This window comes from Actinokineospora cianjurensis (assembly GCF_003663795.1).
In the GTDB taxonomy this organism is placed as follows: domain Bacteria; phylum Actinomycetota; class Actinomycetes; order Mycobacteriales; family Pseudonocardiaceae; genus Actinokineospora; species Actinokineospora terrae.
Map to the genome: position 1 here is coordinate 95,671 of NZ_RCDD01000002.1, position 17,868 is coordinate 113,538.

At 70.8% G+C, this 17,868-nt stretch carries 14 protein-coding genes; 8 read left to right on the forward strand and 6 right to left on the reverse strand.

Annotated elements, in window-relative coordinates:
- Window positions 1–23 precede the first annotated feature (23 nt).
- Both CLV68_RS15135 and CLV68_RS15140 read right to left on the reverse strand, forming a co-directional pair.
- Window positions 24–2,801 (reverse strand): M28 family peptidase, encoded by a 2,778-nt coding sequence (locus tag CLV68_RS15135; RefSeq protein ID WP_121391281.1) that lies wholly within the window; start codon window positions 2,799–2,801, stop codon window positions 24–26.
- 191 nt (window positions 2,802–2,992) lie between these two features.
- On the reverse strand, window positions 2,993–3,913 hold the full coding sequence (locus tag CLV68_RS15140; RefSeq protein WP_121391282.1) for a helix-turn-helix domain-containing protein: 921 nt from the start codon (window positions 3,911–3,913) through the stop codon (window positions 2,993–2,995).
- A gap of 483 nt (window positions 3,914–4,396) precedes the next feature.
- Here CLV68_RS15140 and CLV68_RS15145 point away from each other — a divergent pair, with 483 nt between their 5' ends.
- The 7 genes from CLV68_RS15145 (at window position 4,397) to amcA (ending at window position 12,816) form a co-directional block, all read left to right on the forward strand.
- Window positions 4,397–6,991, forward strand: coding sequence for a helix-turn-helix transcriptional regulator (locus tag CLV68_RS15145; protein ID WP_121391283.1), 2,595 nt, complete (start codon window positions 4,397–4,399; stop codon window positions 6,989–6,991).
- A 156-nt stretch (window positions 6,992–7,147) separates the two neighbouring features.
- Entirely contained in the window at window positions 7,148–7,771 is a 624-nt protein-coding gene (locus CLV68_RS15150) for a nitroreductase family protein (protein ID WP_121392292.1), read from the forward strand.
- A 152-nt stretch (window positions 7,772–7,923) separates the two neighbouring features.
- Window positions 7,924–9,669: a DUF11 domain-containing protein gene (locus tag CLV68_RS15155; protein WP_170224377.1), complete on the forward strand. Its 1,746-nt coding sequence runs from the start codon at window positions 7,924–7,926 to the stop codon at window positions 9,667–9,669.
- 203 nt (window positions 9,670–9,872) lie between these two features.
- Window positions 9,873–10,409 (forward strand): hypothetical protein, encoded by a 537-nt coding sequence (locus tag CLV68_RS15160; RefSeq protein ID WP_121391285.1) that lies wholly within the window; start codon window positions 9,873–9,875, stop codon window positions 10,407–10,409.
- An 840-nt stretch (window positions 10,410–11,249) separates the two neighbouring features.
- Entirely contained in the window at window positions 11,250–11,819 is a 570-nt protein-coding gene (locus CLV68_RS15165; protein ID WP_147460001.1) for a hypothetical protein, read from the forward strand.
- 416 nt (window positions 11,820–12,235) lie between these two features.
- Entirely contained in the window at window positions 12,236–12,634 is a 399-nt protein-coding gene (locus tag CLV68_RS15175; RefSeq protein ID WP_121391288.1) for a hypothetical protein, read from the forward strand.
- Window positions 12,631–12,816, forward strand: coding sequence for a multiple cyclophane-containing RiPP AmcA (gene amcA, locus CLV68_RS35990; RefSeq protein WP_425454851.1), 186 nt, complete (start codon window positions 12,631–12,633; stop codon window positions 12,814–12,816). The genes CLV68_RS15175 and amcA overlap by 4 nt, the downstream gene beginning before the upstream one ends.
- 124 nt (window positions 12,817–12,940) lie before the next feature.
- Here amcA and CLV68_RS33370 read toward each other — a convergent pair whose 3' ends face one another.
- Window positions 12,941–13,234: a hypothetical protein gene (locus CLV68_RS33370; protein WP_147460002.1), complete on the reverse strand. Its 294-nt coding sequence runs from the start codon at window positions 13,232–13,234 to the stop codon at window positions 12,941–12,943.
- A gap of 839 nt (window positions 13,235–14,073) precedes the next feature.
- On the opposite strand from CLV68_RS33370, the gene CLV68_RS33910 reads away from it, so the two are divergent.
- Complete coding sequence (locus CLV68_RS33910) at window positions 14,074–15,621, forward strand: IPT/TIG domain-containing protein (protein WP_170224378.1); 1,548 nt, start codon at window positions 14,074–14,076, stop codon at window positions 15,619–15,621.
- Between the two features lie 309 nt (window positions 15,622–15,930).
- On the opposite strand, the gene CLV68_RS15185 is transcribed toward CLV68_RS33910, so the two are convergent.
- From CLV68_RS15185 to CLV68_RS15195, 3 genes are all read right to left on the reverse strand, one after another.
- Window positions 15,931–16,116, reverse strand: coding sequence for a hypothetical protein (locus tag CLV68_RS15185; protein WP_121391289.1), 186 nt, complete (start codon window positions 16,114–16,116; stop codon window positions 15,931–15,933).
- Between the two features lie 364 nt (window positions 16,117–16,480).
- Complete coding sequence (locus tag CLV68_RS15190; protein ID WP_121391290.1) at window positions 16,481–17,122, reverse strand: hypothetical protein; 642 nt, start codon at window positions 17,120–17,122, stop codon at window positions 16,481–16,483.
- Entirely contained in the window at window positions 17,119–17,859 is a 741-nt protein-coding gene (locus CLV68_RS15195) for a Scr1 family TA system antitoxin-like transcriptional regulator (RefSeq protein ID WP_147460003.1), read from the reverse strand. Before CLV68_RS15195 ends, CLV68_RS15190 begins: the two co-directional genes overlap by 4 nt.
- Window positions 17,860–17,868 lie beyond the last annotated feature (9 nt).

Below are 17,868 nucleotides of genomic sequence, written 5' to 3' on the forward strand. Positions count from 1 at the left end.
CGGTCCGGCGCACCCGGCTGGGCTCAGCAGGTTCCGTTGTCCTGCCAGGGGTTGCCCCACGGGCCGGGGACCCCGGGCTCGTCGTCGTAGGAGAACATCATCGCGGTCCACTTGCGACCGTTGTGGCTGACCTGGCTGCCCGCCCAGTACAACTCGCCCGAGGTCCACGGGGGCAGGGAGCAGGTGGGGGGCGGGGTCGTGGTGTTCGTCGTGGTCGGTCGAGTCGTGGTCGGTGTCGTCGTCGGGCCGCCGTCAGCCGCGCCGGTGAGCAGCCAGGCCCCGTGCGCCGCGGCGTCGGCACCGCGGTCGAGCACGGTCGGGTTGATGTTGGCCTTGGTGTCGCACGCCTGGTGGTAGCACTTGTCGAAGGCGACGCCGGACTGGCCACCCCACTTGCCCGCCTGGGCCGCGGTCATCCGGTTGCTCGCACCAGCCGCGACACCGCTGGTCGCGATGCCCGCGTCCTTGAAGGACTTGTCGTCCGAGCGCCCGGCCCCCTCGGTGTTCTCCTCGGTCTGGACGCCGATGGCGTCGTAGTGCGCCTTGAGCGCCTTGCCGGACTCGGTGGTGATGTTGTTGATGAAGTAGCCACCGTTGGGCGAGCCGACCATGTCGAAGTTCAGGTAGTTCTTGATCTTCGCCCGATCCGCGCCGGACAACGACCGGACGTACTGGGCCGAGCCGACCAGCCCGGCCTCCTCGAAGTCCCACCAGCCGAAGCGAATGGCCTTGTCGCCCTTGGCGCCGCTCGCGGCGTAGGTGAGCGCGACCTCCAGCGTCACGCTCGAACCGGAGGCGTTGTCGTTGATGCCCGGTCCGGCGGACACGCCGTCGAGGTGCGACCCGAGCATGACGACCTGGTCCGGGTCCCCGCGCCCGGGCAGGTCGGCGACGAGGTTGCGGCCGGTCCGGCCCTGGTAGCTGAACTCGTGCACACGGGTGGTGTACCCGGCCTTGTCCAGTTCGCCCTGCACGTACCGCAGCGATGCCTGGTGGCCCGCCGAGCCGCCCGACCGGTTGCCCGAGTTCTGCTCGGCGATCGCCTGGAACTGGTCGATGTGCGCCCGCACCCTGGCCACGTCGATGTCCGGGACGGTCGTGGTCGGCGGCTTGGTCGTGGTGGCGGTGGGCGGGGTTGTCATGGTGGTGGTCGTGGTCGTGGTGGGTCGTGTCGTCGTGGTCGGCGGTGTCGCGGTGCAGGTCGGCTCACCGGACTGCGCGGGCACGCTCACCGCCGTCCACGCCGCCTTGGCCGTGTCGAACTCGGCGCAACTGTTCGGGTACAGGTCCTTGGCGGCCTGCAGCGTCGCGGTCCGAGCCTTGGCGTAGGACCAGTTCGAGGTCTTGCGCAGCAGGGAGTGGTAGAAGATGTCGCCCGCCTTCCACACCCCGATCCCGGTCACCGACGAGCTGTTGCAGGTCGGGCTGTTCGGCTTGCCGCCGCCGGGGGACGATCCCTCGGCGAGCAGGTAGAACCAGTGGTTCTGCGGGCCACCGGAACCGTGCTCGGCGGGCAGTCCTGACTTCCAGCAGCTCGGGTCGCCGAGCTTGGCGGGGTCGTACATGTTGCGCAGCGCGCTGCCGTTCCCGGAGAAGTCGACCTTCTCGCCGACGAGGTAGTCCGGCGCGTCGTCGGGGTTGTTCGCGTAGTGCTCAAGCAGCGCCCCGAAGATGTCGCCCATCGACTCGCCGATGCCGTACGCCTCACCCTGCCTGCTCATGCCACCGGGTGTGCGGCAGTCGACGCTGTGCCCGTTCTCGTGGCCGACGACGTCCATCGCCGTGAGCTGCAGGGTGCTCCTGGAGTTGCGGCCGAAGCGGGTGTAGTCGGTGGCGGCGCTGTTGGTGCAGAAGGAGTACGCGTTGCCCTCGTTCATGCCGACGTGCGCCTCGGGCCACTGGCCGCTGCCGTCGTGCCCGTCGCGGCCGTACCTCTCCTCCAGCATGTCCCACATCTTGTTCTGGGCGTACTGCACGTCGACCGCCGCCGAGGGCAGGTCGTTGGCCCCGCCGTTGCCCCACATGTCGTCGGAGTCGGTGTAGATCACCTTGCTGCCGTCGTTCGCGACGGACTGACCGCCGCGGTCCGGGTCTTTCAGCTGGTAGCCGGACCCGGATTGCTGGGTGCCGATCTGGACGGTGCCGTTGTGGTGGCCCTTGCCCTCGGCGTGCGCGACCGCGTCCCAGGACCCGGTGACCACTCCGGTGTTCGCGTCGACGAAGACGTGCAACGCGCTGGGCGCCAGGTCCGCGGCACCGCGGGTGCTGTCGTGCCGCTCGCCCGTGACAACCACCTCCCACGTCAACCGCGGCTCGGCCGAGAGGTCGACACCCAGGCGGGGTGCGGAGATCGAGCGCACCGCCGCGGTGAAGTGAGCGCGTGCGACGGCCTCCGCGGTGCGCGCGGTGACCCCGGGACGGGTCGACCGGGGCGCCGCGCGGCGGTTGTCGCCGCCGACGTCGCGCACGGAACCGGTGGCGTCGACCACGACGACGACGTCGCCGCCGTTGAACACCGGTAGGCCCTGGAACTCGCGGGTGTAGCTGACGTAGGTCAGCCCCTGTCGGGTCGCCTCGACATCGGCGCGGACGAATCGGTCGTCTCCGCTGATGCCCGCCAGGCCCGCTCGCCCGCCGAGAGCGCGGTCGGCCGCGGCGATCGCGACCTCCTCCGGCGTGTCGACCGGCCCCGGCGGGGCTTGTTGGGCGAGTGCGACGGCGCCCAGGGCGGCTGTGCACACCGCGACCCCGAACGCGGCGGTGAACCGGGATGCCCGGCCCACCGTCTTCTTCGTGTCCATGGGAGATCCACTTCTTCGCAGGGTGTGCCGGGTGGCCGCGTCGCGGCTCGCGTCGGCACGATGTCGTGACCGTAGAAGTGCTTGATCGTCGAGAAGAAGGGGCGGGACCGGTCATTGACCGGTACTCGCCACGGCATCGGCCGCCGTCATCGGGCCGCGGGCCGCCCGCGGCGGGCGGCCTCGACGCCCGCCTAGAACCGGGTGTCCGCGCCGAGCCCGGACATCAGCCCGCGCACCCGTCGGCTGAGCGTCCGACCGGTGATGCCAAGGGTCCGCGCGATCGCCCGATCGTCCATCCCCGTGGCGAGCAGGTCGCGCAGGGCTTGCTCGCCCGGTGCACCGCCACCGCGGGTCGGTCCGATCGGGGTGGCCCTGTGCCACAGGGACTCGAAGCACAGGACGAGCGCGTCGAGCGCGGGTGACGGGTGCACGAGGAGCCTGCTGTGCGTCTCGGCGGCGTCGAAGGAGATCGGGACCATCGCGGTACGGCGGTCGACGACCTGCATCTTCATCGACACCGACGGGAGTGCCCTCGCCTGTTCACCGGCGCTCACGCATTCGCTGACCTGGTCGAAGTGCCCGGGCGTCGACAGCGCGGGCCGGTGGTAGACGCAGCGGTAGCGGACCCCGCGGGCCAACATCGCCAACTCCTCCGCATTCCGTTGCGGCGCCCCCGACAGGTAGGGCGGCGCGTCGACGATCAACACCTCCTCGTGTGCCTCGAGTTGCGCCCGGGCGAGGTGGTCGATGATCGCCTCGTCGCCCTCGATGACCTCGACCACGCCCGCGGGCCCGGTCACCGCGAGCGCGGCCAGGCGCCGGTCGAACGCCGCGGCGGCGGCTCGCAGGTCCCGCAGTTCGCGTCGTCGCGCCCCGACGAGCGCCGCGACCGCGATATCGGGCGGCACAGCGGTGAACAGCGTTGGCCGCGACGCGGTCCTGGTGACCAAGCCCGCGCGCGCCAGCCGCGTCATCGTTCGCCGGAGGGTCGCGATGGGCATCGCCACCCGGTCCGCGATCTCGTCGACCGGCGCTTCGCCCACCCCGAGGAGCGCGATGTACACGTCGTTGTCGGACTCGCGGATTCCCACCGCTTCTAGCAAGTACGCCATGGATACTCCACTGTGGATCGACATCCGCCGCGGGCGCGCGGCCGACATTGTCGAGTGACCGCCAACCACACCCCCGGTCCCCGATCTACAGTTGGCGCGGCCGCTGGTCACCGCCTGGCGGCGACGTCCGGATCCGGGACGAACTGGTTGTCAACAGGGCAGGGGGCAGCCAGGTCGTGGTGTCCGCCCGCGCCTCGCGCGGGTGGACACCCGTCCGGTCGACCCCGTCGCCCCCGGGAACCGGCCGCCCGCGGCGCCATCCGGACGAATGCCGCGCAGGGCCACGAACCGTACAGTCGCTCCCGCGCTCGACGATGTGGGGAAACCCCCACCGCCGCTGGATCGGGTGCCCGCTCCGCGCGGGCGCGTGTCTCGACGGTCGAGAGGGTGGCGGTTCCCCGGGACGGCTCCTACGGTCTGCTGCATGCGAGTGCGAGCAACCGTTCACCATCCGGGTGCGGTCGGGCGGGCGGGTGGCCGAGGATGACAGCGCGACCGGAACTCCTCGCCCGGGTGCACGCGGCGCTGGTCGACGGGGTCGTGCTGGTCGACGGCCCGTGCGGCATCGGCAAGTCGACCTTGTTGGAGTCCGTCGCGGCGGCCGCGCGCACCCGGGGCGACAAGGTGCTCACGGCACGTGGCCACCGCGCCGAGCGGTGGCTGGCGGGCCAGGCACTCGCGGATCTCCTGGCCGGCGAACAGGCCGACGGCGAGGTGCGATCGCTGGCGCGGTTGGCGCGCCGCGGCGCCCGGGTGCGCGCGGCTCGCGGCACCCGGTTCCTCGCGGTGCTGCGGCGGTGGGCCGACACGCGACCGGTGCTGGTGGTGGTCGACGACCTGCAGTGGATCGACGCCGCGTCGGCGGACGCCATCGCCCACGCCGCTCGCCGAGCCGGTGGTCGGGTCCGGTTCCTGTTCTCCGGCGCGGCGGAGGCGATCCCCGGTGAACGAGCGGCTCGGCTCGCGGTGCCGCCGATGACGGCACCGGAGGTGGTCGACCTGCTGGAGCCGCACGGGGTGGCCGAACGCGCCGCGACCCGGATCCACAGCGAGTCCGCGGGAAACCCGGCCGTCGCCCTCGCCGTCTGCACCGGCCGGGTTGGTGAGCTGGTCGACCTCGCCTGGTCCAGGCTGTCGGCTCCCGCCAGGGAAACGGTACTGGTGTGCGCGTCGGCCGCCAGGCCGACGGTGTCCCTGCTGTCGCGGTCCGGGCGGTCGAACGCGGCCGCGGACATCGCGGAGGCGGTGCGCTGGGGCATGCTCGTCGTCGACGGGGACACGATCCGGTTCACGCCGACCGCCGCGTCCGCCGCGCTCGCGCTCAAGTCGGGGCCCGCGGCCCAGCGGCGGATCCACCGGCGGCTGTCCGCCGTGGTCACCTCCGCGGCCGAGGCGGTGCGCCACCGGGCGCTGGCCCGGCCGGAGCCGGACCTCGCCGTGGCCAGGGCGCTGACCACCACCGCCCGTGCCACCCCGCGCCTGCCGGATCTCGCGGCGGAGCTCTACCTGCTCGCCGCGGACAGGTATCCGCCGCACGCGGTGGCCGAACGGGCCGAGTCCCTGGTCGCGGCGGTCGAGGCGGGTGTCGGCGCCGGTGTCCCCGAGCTGGTCGAACGCGCGGCGGGCGCGGTCATGGCCGAGTCGCCCACACAGGCGCACCGCGTGCGGGTACGCACGGCCCTGGTCCGCCACGCGGGCCAGAGCGCGCCGTTGATGGCCGACGTGCTCGCCGCCGCCGAGTCCGACGCGAGCGGGAACGCGAGTGCCCTGGCAGCGGTGCACCTGTGGTGTTCCTACTCGGCGACGTTGGCGGGGGACGCGCGCGGCGCGGACGAGCACGCGGTCGACGCGGTGGACCACGCCCGGTCCGCGGGGGACAGGCGCACGGAGGTGCTCGGGCTCACGCTGCGTGCGCGCGCGTCGCGGTTGCTCGGACGCGGCGACTGGGGTGCGTACCTGGACGCGGCGCTCGCGGCACCCGTGCCGGACACCGCGGGGATGCTCCACCTGACTCCCGCCTACCTCGCGGCCCGGTTCGCGGCGTACGACGACCGGCTCGAGGACGCGCGCACGGCACTGCTCGGCATGCTCGGTGCCGCCGAGGCAGGACCGGTCGAGGACCTGATGGGTCCGCTGTGCAGTCTGTCGGACGTGGCGACCAGGCAGGGGCGGTGCGTGGAGGCGATGGCCTACGCCCGCCGTGCCGTGCACGTCGCGGCGCGTGCCGCGCTGAGTCCTGGGCCCGGGTGGTACGCGATGGCCACCGCCGAGTTGGTCGGGGGCGATCTCACCCGGGCCAGGTCCTACGCCGAGCACGGGGTGCGCTCCTGCGTCCAAGAGGGAAACGTCGTCTTCCGGATGCGACACCTGCACGCCCTGGGACAGGCGCTCACCCGACTCGGCGAGACGAGTGCGGCGATCGCGGCCCTGCGCGAGATCCAACACGTGGAGTCCACCCTCGGCCACGCTGATCCCACCTCGCTGCGCTGGCAACCGGAGTTGGTGGTATGCCTGGTCCGCACCGGCGAGCACGCCGAGGCCGAGCGCTTGGCGCGCACCGCTCGAGACCGCCTGGGCGGATCGGGAGAGCGCGGTGCCGGAGCGGGACTGGACCGCGCGCTCGCGTTCGCCGCCGCCGCGGCAGGCGACACCGAGACGGCGCTGGCGCTCACCAGGCGAGGAGCCGCCGTGTTCGCCTCGCTCGGGCAACCGGTCGAGCAGGGCCGGTGCCTGCTCGTGGAGTCCACCATCGAACGCCGTCGACGGCACTACACCGCCGCCGCTGGCGCGGCAGACGCGGCACTGGACCTGTTCACGGGGATCAGCGCGCGACCGTGGGCAACCCACGCCCGCGTCGCCGCCGCGGCCATCGCCGGTGTCGGCACCACCAGCAGGGAACTCACCGCGACCGAACAGCGCGTCGCCGACCTGGTCGTCCAGGGCGCGTCCAATCGCGAGATCGCACTGCGCCTCTACGTCAGCACGAAAGCCGTGGAGGCGACACTCACCCGCGTGTACCGCAAACTCGGTCTGAGGTCCCGGGCTCAACTCGTCCGGCACCTCAGCGGGCAGGCATAGGGATTTCCCCACATCCCGAGCCGGTACCCACCTCTAGCGTGGGGATCCCTGTGACCGCGAACGAACACGGAAGAGCCACCGTTGACGAACACGACGCGCCCCTGGTCGCCGATCCACTCCCAGCCCTACACCCCAGTGCCCTACCGGCCGCCCAGGATGCCGCTGCTGCGGTCGACGCACGTCGCCGCGGCCCTGCTCGCGCGGATGCGTGAACGCCGCACGGTGCGGTCGTTCTCCCCGGACCCCGTGCCGGAACAGCTCGTCCGCGACGCCGTCGCCGTCGCGGCCACCGCCCCCTCCGGTGCCCACCAGCAGCCGTGGACGTTCGTCCTCGTCACCGACCCGGGCGTCCGCGCCCGGATCCGCGAAGCCGCCGAGGCGGAGGAGCGCGCCGCCTACGCCGGGCGCCTCGGCGACGAGTGGCTCTCCGCCCTGCTGCCACTGGGAACCGACAGCGACAAACCCCACATCACCGACGCGCCACACCTCCTCGTGGTCTTCGAACAGCGGTACTACCTCGACAGCGAGACCCAGCACAAGCACTACTACGTCGGAGAGTCCGTCGGCATCGCGGTCGGCATGCTCCTGACCGCCCTGCACCTGTCCGGCCTCGCCGCGCTCACCCACACACCCAGCCCCATGCGCTTCCTCGCCGAGGCACTCCACCGCCCCCGCAACGAGAAGGCATTCGCCGTCATCCCCATCGGCTACCCCGCCGACGACGCCGTGGTGCCGGACCTCGTCCGCAAAGACCTCGACCAGGTCCTGGTCCGCGTCTAGCGGTGCGCGGGCCGGACGAACGCGTCCTGTGGGATCACCCCGATGGGCGCGATGTTCACCCGGATAGCTTGTCGATCGCGGATATGTTCGGTACCTGGCCTCCTGGTGTAGCGGGGTCCTGGCGTCGTCATCTCGCGAAAGGTCGTGTGGCCGTGGGTGTTCGTCGGAGCCGCCTGCTCGTTCTCCTCACGGTGCTCGGCGTGGTCGCCGCCGGTGTTGTCGCGCCGATGGCCGAGGCCGTGCCGCCTGGTCCGGCCGTGGGGTGGGGGCGCAACGGCCAGGGGCAGCTCGGGCAGGGCACGGTGGTCAACAGCCAGGTCCCGGCGAGTGCGTGCGCGGTCGGCGCCGCCCCTCCTTGCGCACCGGCACTGGACAACGCGACCGCGGTCGCGGCGGGTGCGCTGCACACCTTGTGGCTGCTGGCCGACGGCACGGTCGTCGCGGCCGGTCTCAACGACCAGTCCCAACTGGGCGACGGCACCACCACTCAGCGGGACGTCCCTGTGCGGGTGTGCGCGGTTGGCGCGGCAGTGCCGTGCACGTCGTTCCTGTCCGGCGTCGCCGCGATCGCCGCGGGGGAGAACCACTCGCTGGCACTGCTCTCGGATGGTTCGGTGGTGGCGTGGGGCAACAACAACCAGGGGCAGCTCGGCAACGGTGCCGTGCCCACGGACAGCGCCGTTCCCGTGCGGGTGTGCGCGGTCGGTGCGGTGGTGCCGTGTGCGTCGTTCTTGACCGGTGTCACCGCGATCGCCGCCGGGGGGTTCGACTCCGTGGCGGTCAGCGGAGGTGTCGCGCACACGTGGGGCGACAACGGCGACGGGCACCTCGGCAACGGCGCGGCGCCCACCGACAGCGCCGTACCGGTGCGGGTGTGCGCGGTCGGGGCCACGGCGCCCTGCACGTCGTTCCTGTCCGGGGTCACCGCCATCGCGGCGGGAGAGGATCACATGCTGGCCCTCGCAGGCGGTGTCGTGCACGCCTGGGGCGACAACGACCAGGGTGAGCTCGGCAACGGAGCGAAACCCACCGACAGCGCCGTACCGGTCCGGGTGTGCGCCGAGGACACCACGGCGCCGTGCGCCTCGTTCCTGTCCGGGGTGACCGCGATCGCGGCGGGGCAAGAGCACTCGCTCGCTCTCGTGGGCGGTGTCGTGCACGCCTGGGGCGACAACAACCGCGGCCAGATCGGCAACGGGGGCGGCGCGGACCGGGTCACGCCGACCAGGGTGTGCGCCGTGGGGGCGACGGCGCCGTGCACGTCGTACCTGTCCGGGGTCATCGCCATCGCGGCCGGGGAACGCGGAGACCACTCCGCCGCGCTCATCAGCGGTGGGGTCAGCACGTGGGGCGCGAACGGCTCGGGCCAACTCGGCACCGGCACCACCGTCGACAGCGCCGTGCCGGTGCGGGTATGCGCGACCGGGACCACGGCGCCCTGCACGACGTTCCTGTCCGGGGTCACCGCGATCGACGCGGGCGACGCCACGACCTTCGCCATCGTCGCCCCACCCGCCGCCGACCTCGCCGTGGACCTGCGCGCCACCGCGCCGCCGCTGGGCGCGGCCATCGACTACACCCTGACCGTCACCAACACCGGCCCCGCCACCGCGGGTGGCACCATCACCGTCACCCTCCCGCCCGCCGCCACCGGCGCCACCTCGACATCCTGCGCCTACACCCACGCCACCCGCACCGCGACCTGCCCGATCACCGCAGTCGCCGCGGGCACCCAGGTCACCCACGGCCTCCGGGCCACCTTCGGCCTGCTCACGCTCAACCTCGCACTCGCCGCCACCGCCACCCGCACCAGCAGCACCCCGGCGGACCCCAACCCCACCAACGATTCCCGCACGGCCACCTGCACCGCGCTCACCAGCCTGCTCATCACCTGCTGAGCGCACCGACACGGCCACGGCGGACTTCTCGGTCCGGACCGCGCGGTACCCGCCCGGTGCGAGATCGCGGGTCGGCTGGGCAGCGACCCAGTCCTCCCGGGGAAGTGGACGCCACCCACCGCACGACCTCGGCGACCGCCGTCGGCGCCGCCCACGCGAAGTCCGTAGTGGATCCATTGCCTCCTGCCGGAAAGGCTTGACCCATGTCCTTTCGCGCCCAACCGCTGCGCGCCTTGACCGCCACGACGGCACTCTGCCTGCTCGGTCTCCTCACCCCGACCCCCGCCCAGGCGACTCCCGCGCTCGTGGCCTGCGTCGGGGACGTCGAGGTGAACTTCACCCCCGGCCTGACCTACACCACGCAAACCGTCGCCGTCAGCGGTAGTGAGAACGCCACGACCTGCACCAGCCTGACCCACCCGAACCTGCGTTCCTTCTCCGCGCCGTTCTCCGGCAGCACCGAACGCTCCTGCCTCGCCCTGCTCGCCGAGGGCACCGGGGACGAGACCCTGTTGTGGGACAACAGCACCACCAGCCACTGGGAGTGGACCAGTCACCCCACCCAGACGGGCAGCGCACTGGTCGTGGCGACCACCGGCCTCATCACCTCCGGAACCCTCGCGGGCGCGACCGTCACCCAGGAACTCGTCGTCACCGCCAACACCCTCGACGCCTGCACCCAACCCGGCGGCCTCACCCAACTCGACGGCGCGTCGACCTGGCAGTTCACCCGCCTCTGACAACACGACGGCAGGCACGCCGCGCCCAGCTCGGGCAAGCGGGTGACGCACAGCGATCACCACAGGCGCGAAGCGGTTGCCGCTCACCCACCTCGCACCAACACCGGATCCCGACGCGCCGACTACCGCGCCGAGCGTGGCGACCACAATCGCCGAGCCGGGCAGCGGACCCGTTCGTCGACGACGTGGGCGCCCGGATGGTCGACGAATCCAGGTCTTCGGGCATCAAGCCGCCGCTGGCGAGAACGCGCCGAGAAACGTGGGAATCACCTTGTGTTGGGAGTAACGGGCGCTACAAGTACAGGGTCAAGCCACGGGAGAGAGGTGACGACTGTGTCCCTGACCGCCCAGTGGTGCGTTGGAAGCGTGGTGCGCGTCCCGGCTGCCCGGGACCGCGACTCTAGCCGCTGAGATCAGCGCCGCCGCTCGACAACGGCAACCGGTTGCGCCCCGCGAGCCGACGGGTCGGGCGCCGGTGGTGGGCCGAGATCGGGGGCGCGTTCGGGGCGCGCCTGGCCGCCTTGGTTGAACCGCCCCCCCGTACTACGCCCTTTATGGGCTGGTCAACGCTGGTCTGGTGTCGCGGGCGTGGGCCGACGCGCAGGCCGGGAAGTGGCGACGCACAGCGGCTTGCGACCGCAGGAGCTGCGGCGGGCTCTGGAACAGCGTCCGAGTCCGACCGGGTGGCGGGACCTCGGCGGGCCCACTGGCACCAAGGTTGCCCGTGGCCACGCTGAACCCCTGCTGGGAGAGTGGTTCGCCCGTGCTCGGCGCTATCTCGCCGAGCACGCCCCGCCGGGCCGGCTGGGCACGCCTGGAGCCGAGGCCGGACTGGCGCGTGTGTTCTGGCTGGTCTCGGCATTCGAAGACGCATACAGCAGCGGTGATCCGGGTTCTCTTGGTGACGTGGTCGGTGCGTCTTCGTCGGTGGACGCTCTGCGCTCGGTCGCGCCTGCGGCCGGGGTGGAGGAGTTGGTCGACCTTGCCCGGCTGCTGCACGAGAGTGGCAGCCTGGACCGGTTGCGTGGCCTCGCGGGCGGCTCGGGCCAAGAGCACGCGCTCGGTTGGGCCGGGCCGGTGTTCGCACACCACTGGGCCGATGGTGACCTGGTGATCGGTGACACCCTGCTCGATGTCAAGACCGTCATCCGCACCGACGATCTCGAACGCGCCTGCCGCTGGCTGTGGCAGCTGCTCGGGTACGCCTGGCTCGATGTCCACGATCGGTGGCGCATTCGCGCTGTGGGCTTGTACTTGGCACGCCATGGCCTTGTGCCCACTTGGCCCGCCGACGAGTTCGCGGCACGGCTGCTCGGCGGCCGCAGCGTCAACCAGCTCCAGGCTCGCGACGAGTTCCTGGCCATTGCCACCCACGTCCTGACCGCCGACGGCTCACAGCTCCTGGCATGACAGTCCGAGTCGACGACATCGACTGGGGCGAGAAGATTCAGGTCTCCACCCTGGGGATCGCCACCGTGGACTGGCACAAGGCCGGCGTCGAACCCCGGTGGTTCGGGGCCGAGACAGCGGGCTGTGTAGCTGTGCTGGAGCCCGGCATCCACAGCGGTTTCACCACGGAGCGAAGTCGCGTGAACTCGGCATCCCCCGCATTGCCCTGATCGCGGTGCACACCGCGAACGGCGCCGCACCGGAAGACGTGCTGCACCGCCCGGCAGCGCACGCGGTTCTGCACGCCATCGTGCGACAAGACCGCGCGAACGCCGCCCGTCAAGGGGCTGCGCTCGCCGAATAGCTCGGCATCCCGGTCTGAGGGACAACTCGGTCTGAGAGACCGGATTACCGATCGGTACTGCCTAGGTTCCGGTATGACCGACTACCGGAAGTTGGCCGGACCTGGCTTGCTCGCCGATCTCGGCTGCCACTGGGTCGGGCTCAACGTTGAGGCGAAGGAAGCGGCCAACGTCAACGGCATCACACCGGAGGTCGACCAGGCCCAGCGCTTCTGGCGGGACACGTTCGAGTGGGCCGCGGAGCACCCGGACATGACCATCCGGGAGATCGACAACATGGCCAAGTTCCTGTCGTACGACGCCGAGATCTGCAAGGCGGACGGCCGTCACGACCTGATCCCGACGATCAGTTGGAACGGCGACGTCGTGCTGCTGTCCCCGGAACTGCTCGGTGTTCGCGACAAGCGGTACAACGAAGGCTTTCCAAGCGCCTGCCCTGGCGCTTGCCGAGTTGCTACGAGAGGACACTCATGACCGTTCTTGGCGAACTCCTGCACAGGCCCAAGCCGCCCGCGCTGGCGCGGTTGATCGCTCGGCACCAGGTGCCGAGAAGCGCCACCGGTACCCGGATGACAGAGTGGGGCCGACGGGGCCAGAGCCACTACAAGGACGGGCAGTTCACCAAGAACCAGCCTGCGGAAGGTGATCGGTGTTGACCGACGAAGAAGTAGACCTAGGGATTCTGGCCACGAGTGCAGGCCATCGACCTGCACTCGGACAAGGTGGAACTCGGCTTGCCGGTCGGCTACCGCCCGTGCGCCTGCCTCGACGGCGACCCGGTCAAGGACCGGTGACTGTGGTGATGGTGGCGGCAAAGGTGTTGTATGGCCGTCGGTAGTCGGTGTGCGGTATTGGCCATGTCTTGAGTTGGGCGATGGCTCGTTCGACTGCGACGCGGATCTTGTTGTGGCGGAAGTTGTGTTCTTTGAAAGTCATGGTGACGACCTTCGACAGGTTTCGATACCCAGGCAAGGGCGCCGTCGAGTGTGCGGGCCGACCATCGCCGACCTGATGGTGAATCGCGGCGAAGAGGTTCTCGACGGAATCGCGCGTCAACCCGGTGGCACGGTACATGAAGGCGGTCCGTCTGGTGAGTTCCTTCGGCGTGGTAACCAGATTCTCTCAAACGGACCGCCACCTGATTTCATCTACCCCTACCCTGGCGATCATCCAGTCGCCGGTGGACGACGTCCTGAATACGCCTCACAGTACTACCGGATGACCTTCGTGTCATAGGCGGGCGCCATCCTTGGAGAGCCTGCTATTTCTGGAAGGCTCGTGGCGAGGACGATAGAGGCGGCTATTGTCGCTGCCTTCATGAACGATTTCATGAAGGCAGGCAAGGTCGCGGATCGCGACACCGCCTTCAGCGCGTCCTTCAAACACTGCCTGGCCCGCGCCACCGGGGTCCGCCTCCGGCTGCCAGACGACCCGGACCCGATCGCGGTGCTCAGCGACGAGGTCCCCGCCTGTGTGCTCACTGACATCGCGGTGACCCCTTCGGCCGCACCCTCTAGCTGCCGGGCTGGACCGACCGGGTGTGGTGACTGGGCCGTTTGTGGTGTGGGAACGACGTCTGCGGGCGTGGGTGTTCCGCGGACCGCCAAGCGGCGCGTGCCGTACGGGTGGTGTTGTCGGGACGCGTGGGTCGGAATAGCGCGCGGGTGTGGTCGTGCCCGGGCGGTCTGCCGCCGATCGTGCGCTTCAAGATCATGTCGACAGTCGTCTCCGACACTGTCCGCGATGGTCGGCGAGGTGGTGGCGAGCGGGGTGTCCCGGCCACTCGTTCGGGGTGTGGTCGCGGTGTCGCCCGCGGAGCAGGCTTGCCGGGCTCCTCGAAGACCGCGCGGACCCGGTTCAGCGGAAGCACTCGGTCTCCCACCGTCGCGCGGCACCGAGAAAGGGATACGTCGATGTCCTCATTCGCGCGTGCTCGGCACCGGCTGCTGGCGGTGGCGGCGACGTCCGCCCTCGCCACCGGCGGACTCGTGGCGCTGGCCGCCCCGGCCTACGCCGACGGGGCGTGCGCCGACCCGGTCGTGGTCGGCACCACCATCACGATCACCTGTGCGGCGGGTGGAACCGGCAGCGTCACCGTGCCCACCGGGGTGAGCAGTGCCGCGGTAACCCTCGACGGCGCCGGGGGCGGGAACGCCGCCGACGGCACCCCCGGCGGCAAGGGAGCACACATCGTGGCGGCGCTGCCCACCACGCCGGGAGAGGTGTTCCAGGTCGCGGTCGGCATCCGGGGGAACAACGGCCAAGCGAACCCCAACAACGGGATCGGCGGCGGTGGCGGCGGGCTGGTGGCGGTCACCACCGCGGACGGCACCGCGCTGCTGACCGCGGGCTCCGGTGGCGGCGCGGGTGGTCCGGGTGTCGGCACACCCGGCTACCCGGGCTCCCCGGGCGCCGACAGCGGCAGTCCGGGCGCCGACGGCGCGGGCCTGGCGGACGTGGCCCAGGGCGGCGGCGGTGGCGGCCAGGGAACCGCCACGGCGGGTGGACCCGGCGGCAGCGGGGGAGTCGGCACCCGCCCGGGATCATCCGGCGCCGCAGGCGGTTTCCCCAACGCACTGGGTGGTACCGCGGTGTATCCCGTGCCGGTGCGGGCGGGCGCTGGTGGGCGCGGGGGCGCGGGCTACGGCGGCGGTGGTCGGGGCGGCTCGGGCGCCGCCTCGGGCACCGGCACCGCGGGTGCGGGCGGTGCGGGCGGCGGCGGGTCCAGTTTCGTCTCGTCCACCGTCCCCGGTCTGACGGCCACGGTGACCGACGGTGCCAACGCGGGCGACGGCCTGGTCGTCTTCGTCTTCACCCTGGACCCGCCGACGGTCACCTCGATCACCCCCACCAGCGGCCCTGAGGCGGGTGGCACCGCGGTCACCATCACCGGCGCGAACCTCGCGGGCACCACCGCCATCACCTTCGGCCCTGGCAACCCGGCTATCGGCGTGTCCTGCACCGCGACCACCTGCGCCGCCACCGCACCGCCCGGGACCGGCACGGTCGACGTCCAGCTGACCACCCCCGGCGGCACCACCGTCGCCGGCCGGTTCACCTACATCCCCCCGGCCGCCGACATCGACGTCGACGTCACCGCGAAGCCGCACCTGGGCATCCTGGTGCCCTACCTCACCTACACCCTGACCGCCCACAACACCGGCCCCGACGCGGTCACCTCGGCCACCCTGACCGCCACCCTCCCGCCGGGCACCCACGCCACGAACCTCTCCGCGGGCTGCACCACCACGACCGGCACCGTCACCTGCGCCTACGACCCCATCGCCAACGGCGCGGCCACCGCCAAGTCCTTCCGCGTCCCGCTGCACCTGTTCTCACTCGGCCACGTCTCGGTAACCGGCGTGCGAACGGCCTCCGCACCCGCCGACCCGAACCCGGCCAACGACCGGGACACGGCCACCTGCACGGTGATCTCCTTCGTCCTGGCCACCTGCCCCTGATCCCGACCCCGAGCCCCGGGTGGTGCCGCGCACGGCACCACCCGGCCGGTTCAGGAGATGATGAAGGTGCGGGTGCGCAGTGACGAACTCCGCGACCAACCATGCCACGGCCGTCTACATCGGGAGGATGCTGGACCTCGACGGCGAACGGACCGAGTGCAGCGACACGGTGGCCGAGGCCGAACGACAGCTCGCTGCCCGCTTGCTGGCCATTGCGCAAGCCCTAGAGGCCAGAGCCGCAGGGCTGGTCAAACCTAGGACAGCATCGGGTGTGATCGCACCTTGCGGCCCTGGGGCACCGCGTTCTCCCTAACCCTCGTCGTGCGTCAACAGTGAAGTCTGCCAGTCGCGACGGGTGTTGTGGAGGATCATGGCCAGGTCGACTCGAAACCTGTCGAGGGCGTCGGCCATCTCGCTTTGGGTCAAGGCGAGTTCGGAGAGGCGTTGGTCGATGCAGCGCCCGACTGCTTCCCAGTCCTGGGGTGGTTGACTCATTCGGCGTCCGCTTCGAACTGAAGTTGCGTCGGTATGCGAGGTCGCGCGCGAAACCCGGTCGGACCGGTGTGGGTCTGCGGCGTGGTCATGGTGTCCAGAGTGTGGACGCACGGCCGAGGACCAGCCTTGGTGCCAACGGATCGTTAGGGTCAGGCAGTGCGGTGAGGTGGTCGATGACGAGGAGGTCTGTCCAGCCGTCGGGCCGGTGGTGGTGGCCGTGTCAGGTGTGTGCGCTGGAGACGGAGGGCGTGATGGACGCCCAGTGGATGACTTCGTCGGGTTCGGGTCTGTCCAGGATCAGGTCGGGCATGCCGTGGATCCGGACCGCGTGCATCTGCGAAGTCGTTGAGCGCCAGGAGTCTGCTCATCCGGATAGGTGACCCGCGCCCCAGGGGAGCAGGACCGGCGAGTCGTGGACGATGCGCAGGGCTGCGACGATGGCGTTGATGTTGCGCAAGTCGACGATCCCCAGTCGTGTGGAGCGGCTGGCGGTCAGGTGCGACCAGCGGGAGCTGTGGATCAGCAGCCGTCGCAGCATTCGTGCCGCTCGTCTGGCCTGAAGCCCGTCCGGCCAACTCATGTCGTCGGGGTCGGGTAGGTCGATTCGGCGTAGGTGTCCTGACACGCGCAGCAGGTCCACCGCCGTGACGTCGGCGTTGCGCCAGTATTCCCTGCGGGTGAGTCCGCGACTCTGCAGTTGCAGACCGGTGGCCGCGGCGGCCCATTCCAGCAGGCGGCGCAGGCCCCAGCCGTCGAGGTGCGCGAGCCGGGTCTGTTCCCGCACTGTCAATGCGGGTGGTGGCTGCTCGCGGATCACGCCTTCGCAGAGGACTTCCGCGTCGAGATGCGTGTCCAGGATTCCTTCTACAGCGGCGTAGTAGTCGGTTTCACCGACGTGGCACAGTCCGATAAGGATGATGGAGTGGCTGTCGGCACGGGTCCAGGTCTGCACCGCGGTGTGGAGGTCGCCACCGATGACGCGCACACCGCGTGTGGGCCGGGTCATGCGGAGACCTTGTCGGCGAAGTAGGTAGCCAGGTTTCCGAGCACGGCGAGGGAGTCGGTCACGTTGACGGCGCGCTGCTTGAGTGTCTCGATCACGGCCTGGAACCTGTTGATGTCGTCGAGGTAGAGGGTGGTGTCGAGGATGTCGACCTTGACTGTTTTGTAGCCGCCGTTGAGGACGAGTAGCTGGAACGGGTGGATGTGGTCGTGTTCGTCCACCAGGCGGATGGTGATGCGGTCGGATGCCGCGTGGCGGTAGAGGCACTGGGCTTGGTCATGGGCTGCTTGGTTGCCGTGCCTGAGGCGATCGAGTGCTGCTCGGCCGATGAGGTATTGACCGGCGATGGGCTTTGCGGGGCGTCGGTGTGGTGTCAGGTCGGTGGGGATGGTGTGTGGCGAGAAAGATGTGGTTGTCGTGGTGAGGCTGCGGATCACCGTGGTGATCGCGTCGGCCAGTGGTGTGGTGGTGTCGCTGATCCACCACTCGGGTTCGTCGTGGTCGTGGTTGATGTCGACGAGGGCACGCCTCGTCTCCCGGGAGGTGAGGCCGACAGCCCATGCCAGCACCGAGAGATCGCCATCGGGGAGTTTCCTGGTGCCGTTGAGGAAGCGGGACAGGCTGGCCGGGTCGATTCCGCCTGCGTCGGATACTTCTCGTTGGCTGCGTCCGGTGTCGATGATGTGGTTCTGGATGAGCTTGCCCATGGCCAGGCCACGCAGGCTCTGAGTTGGTGTCATACGAGGACC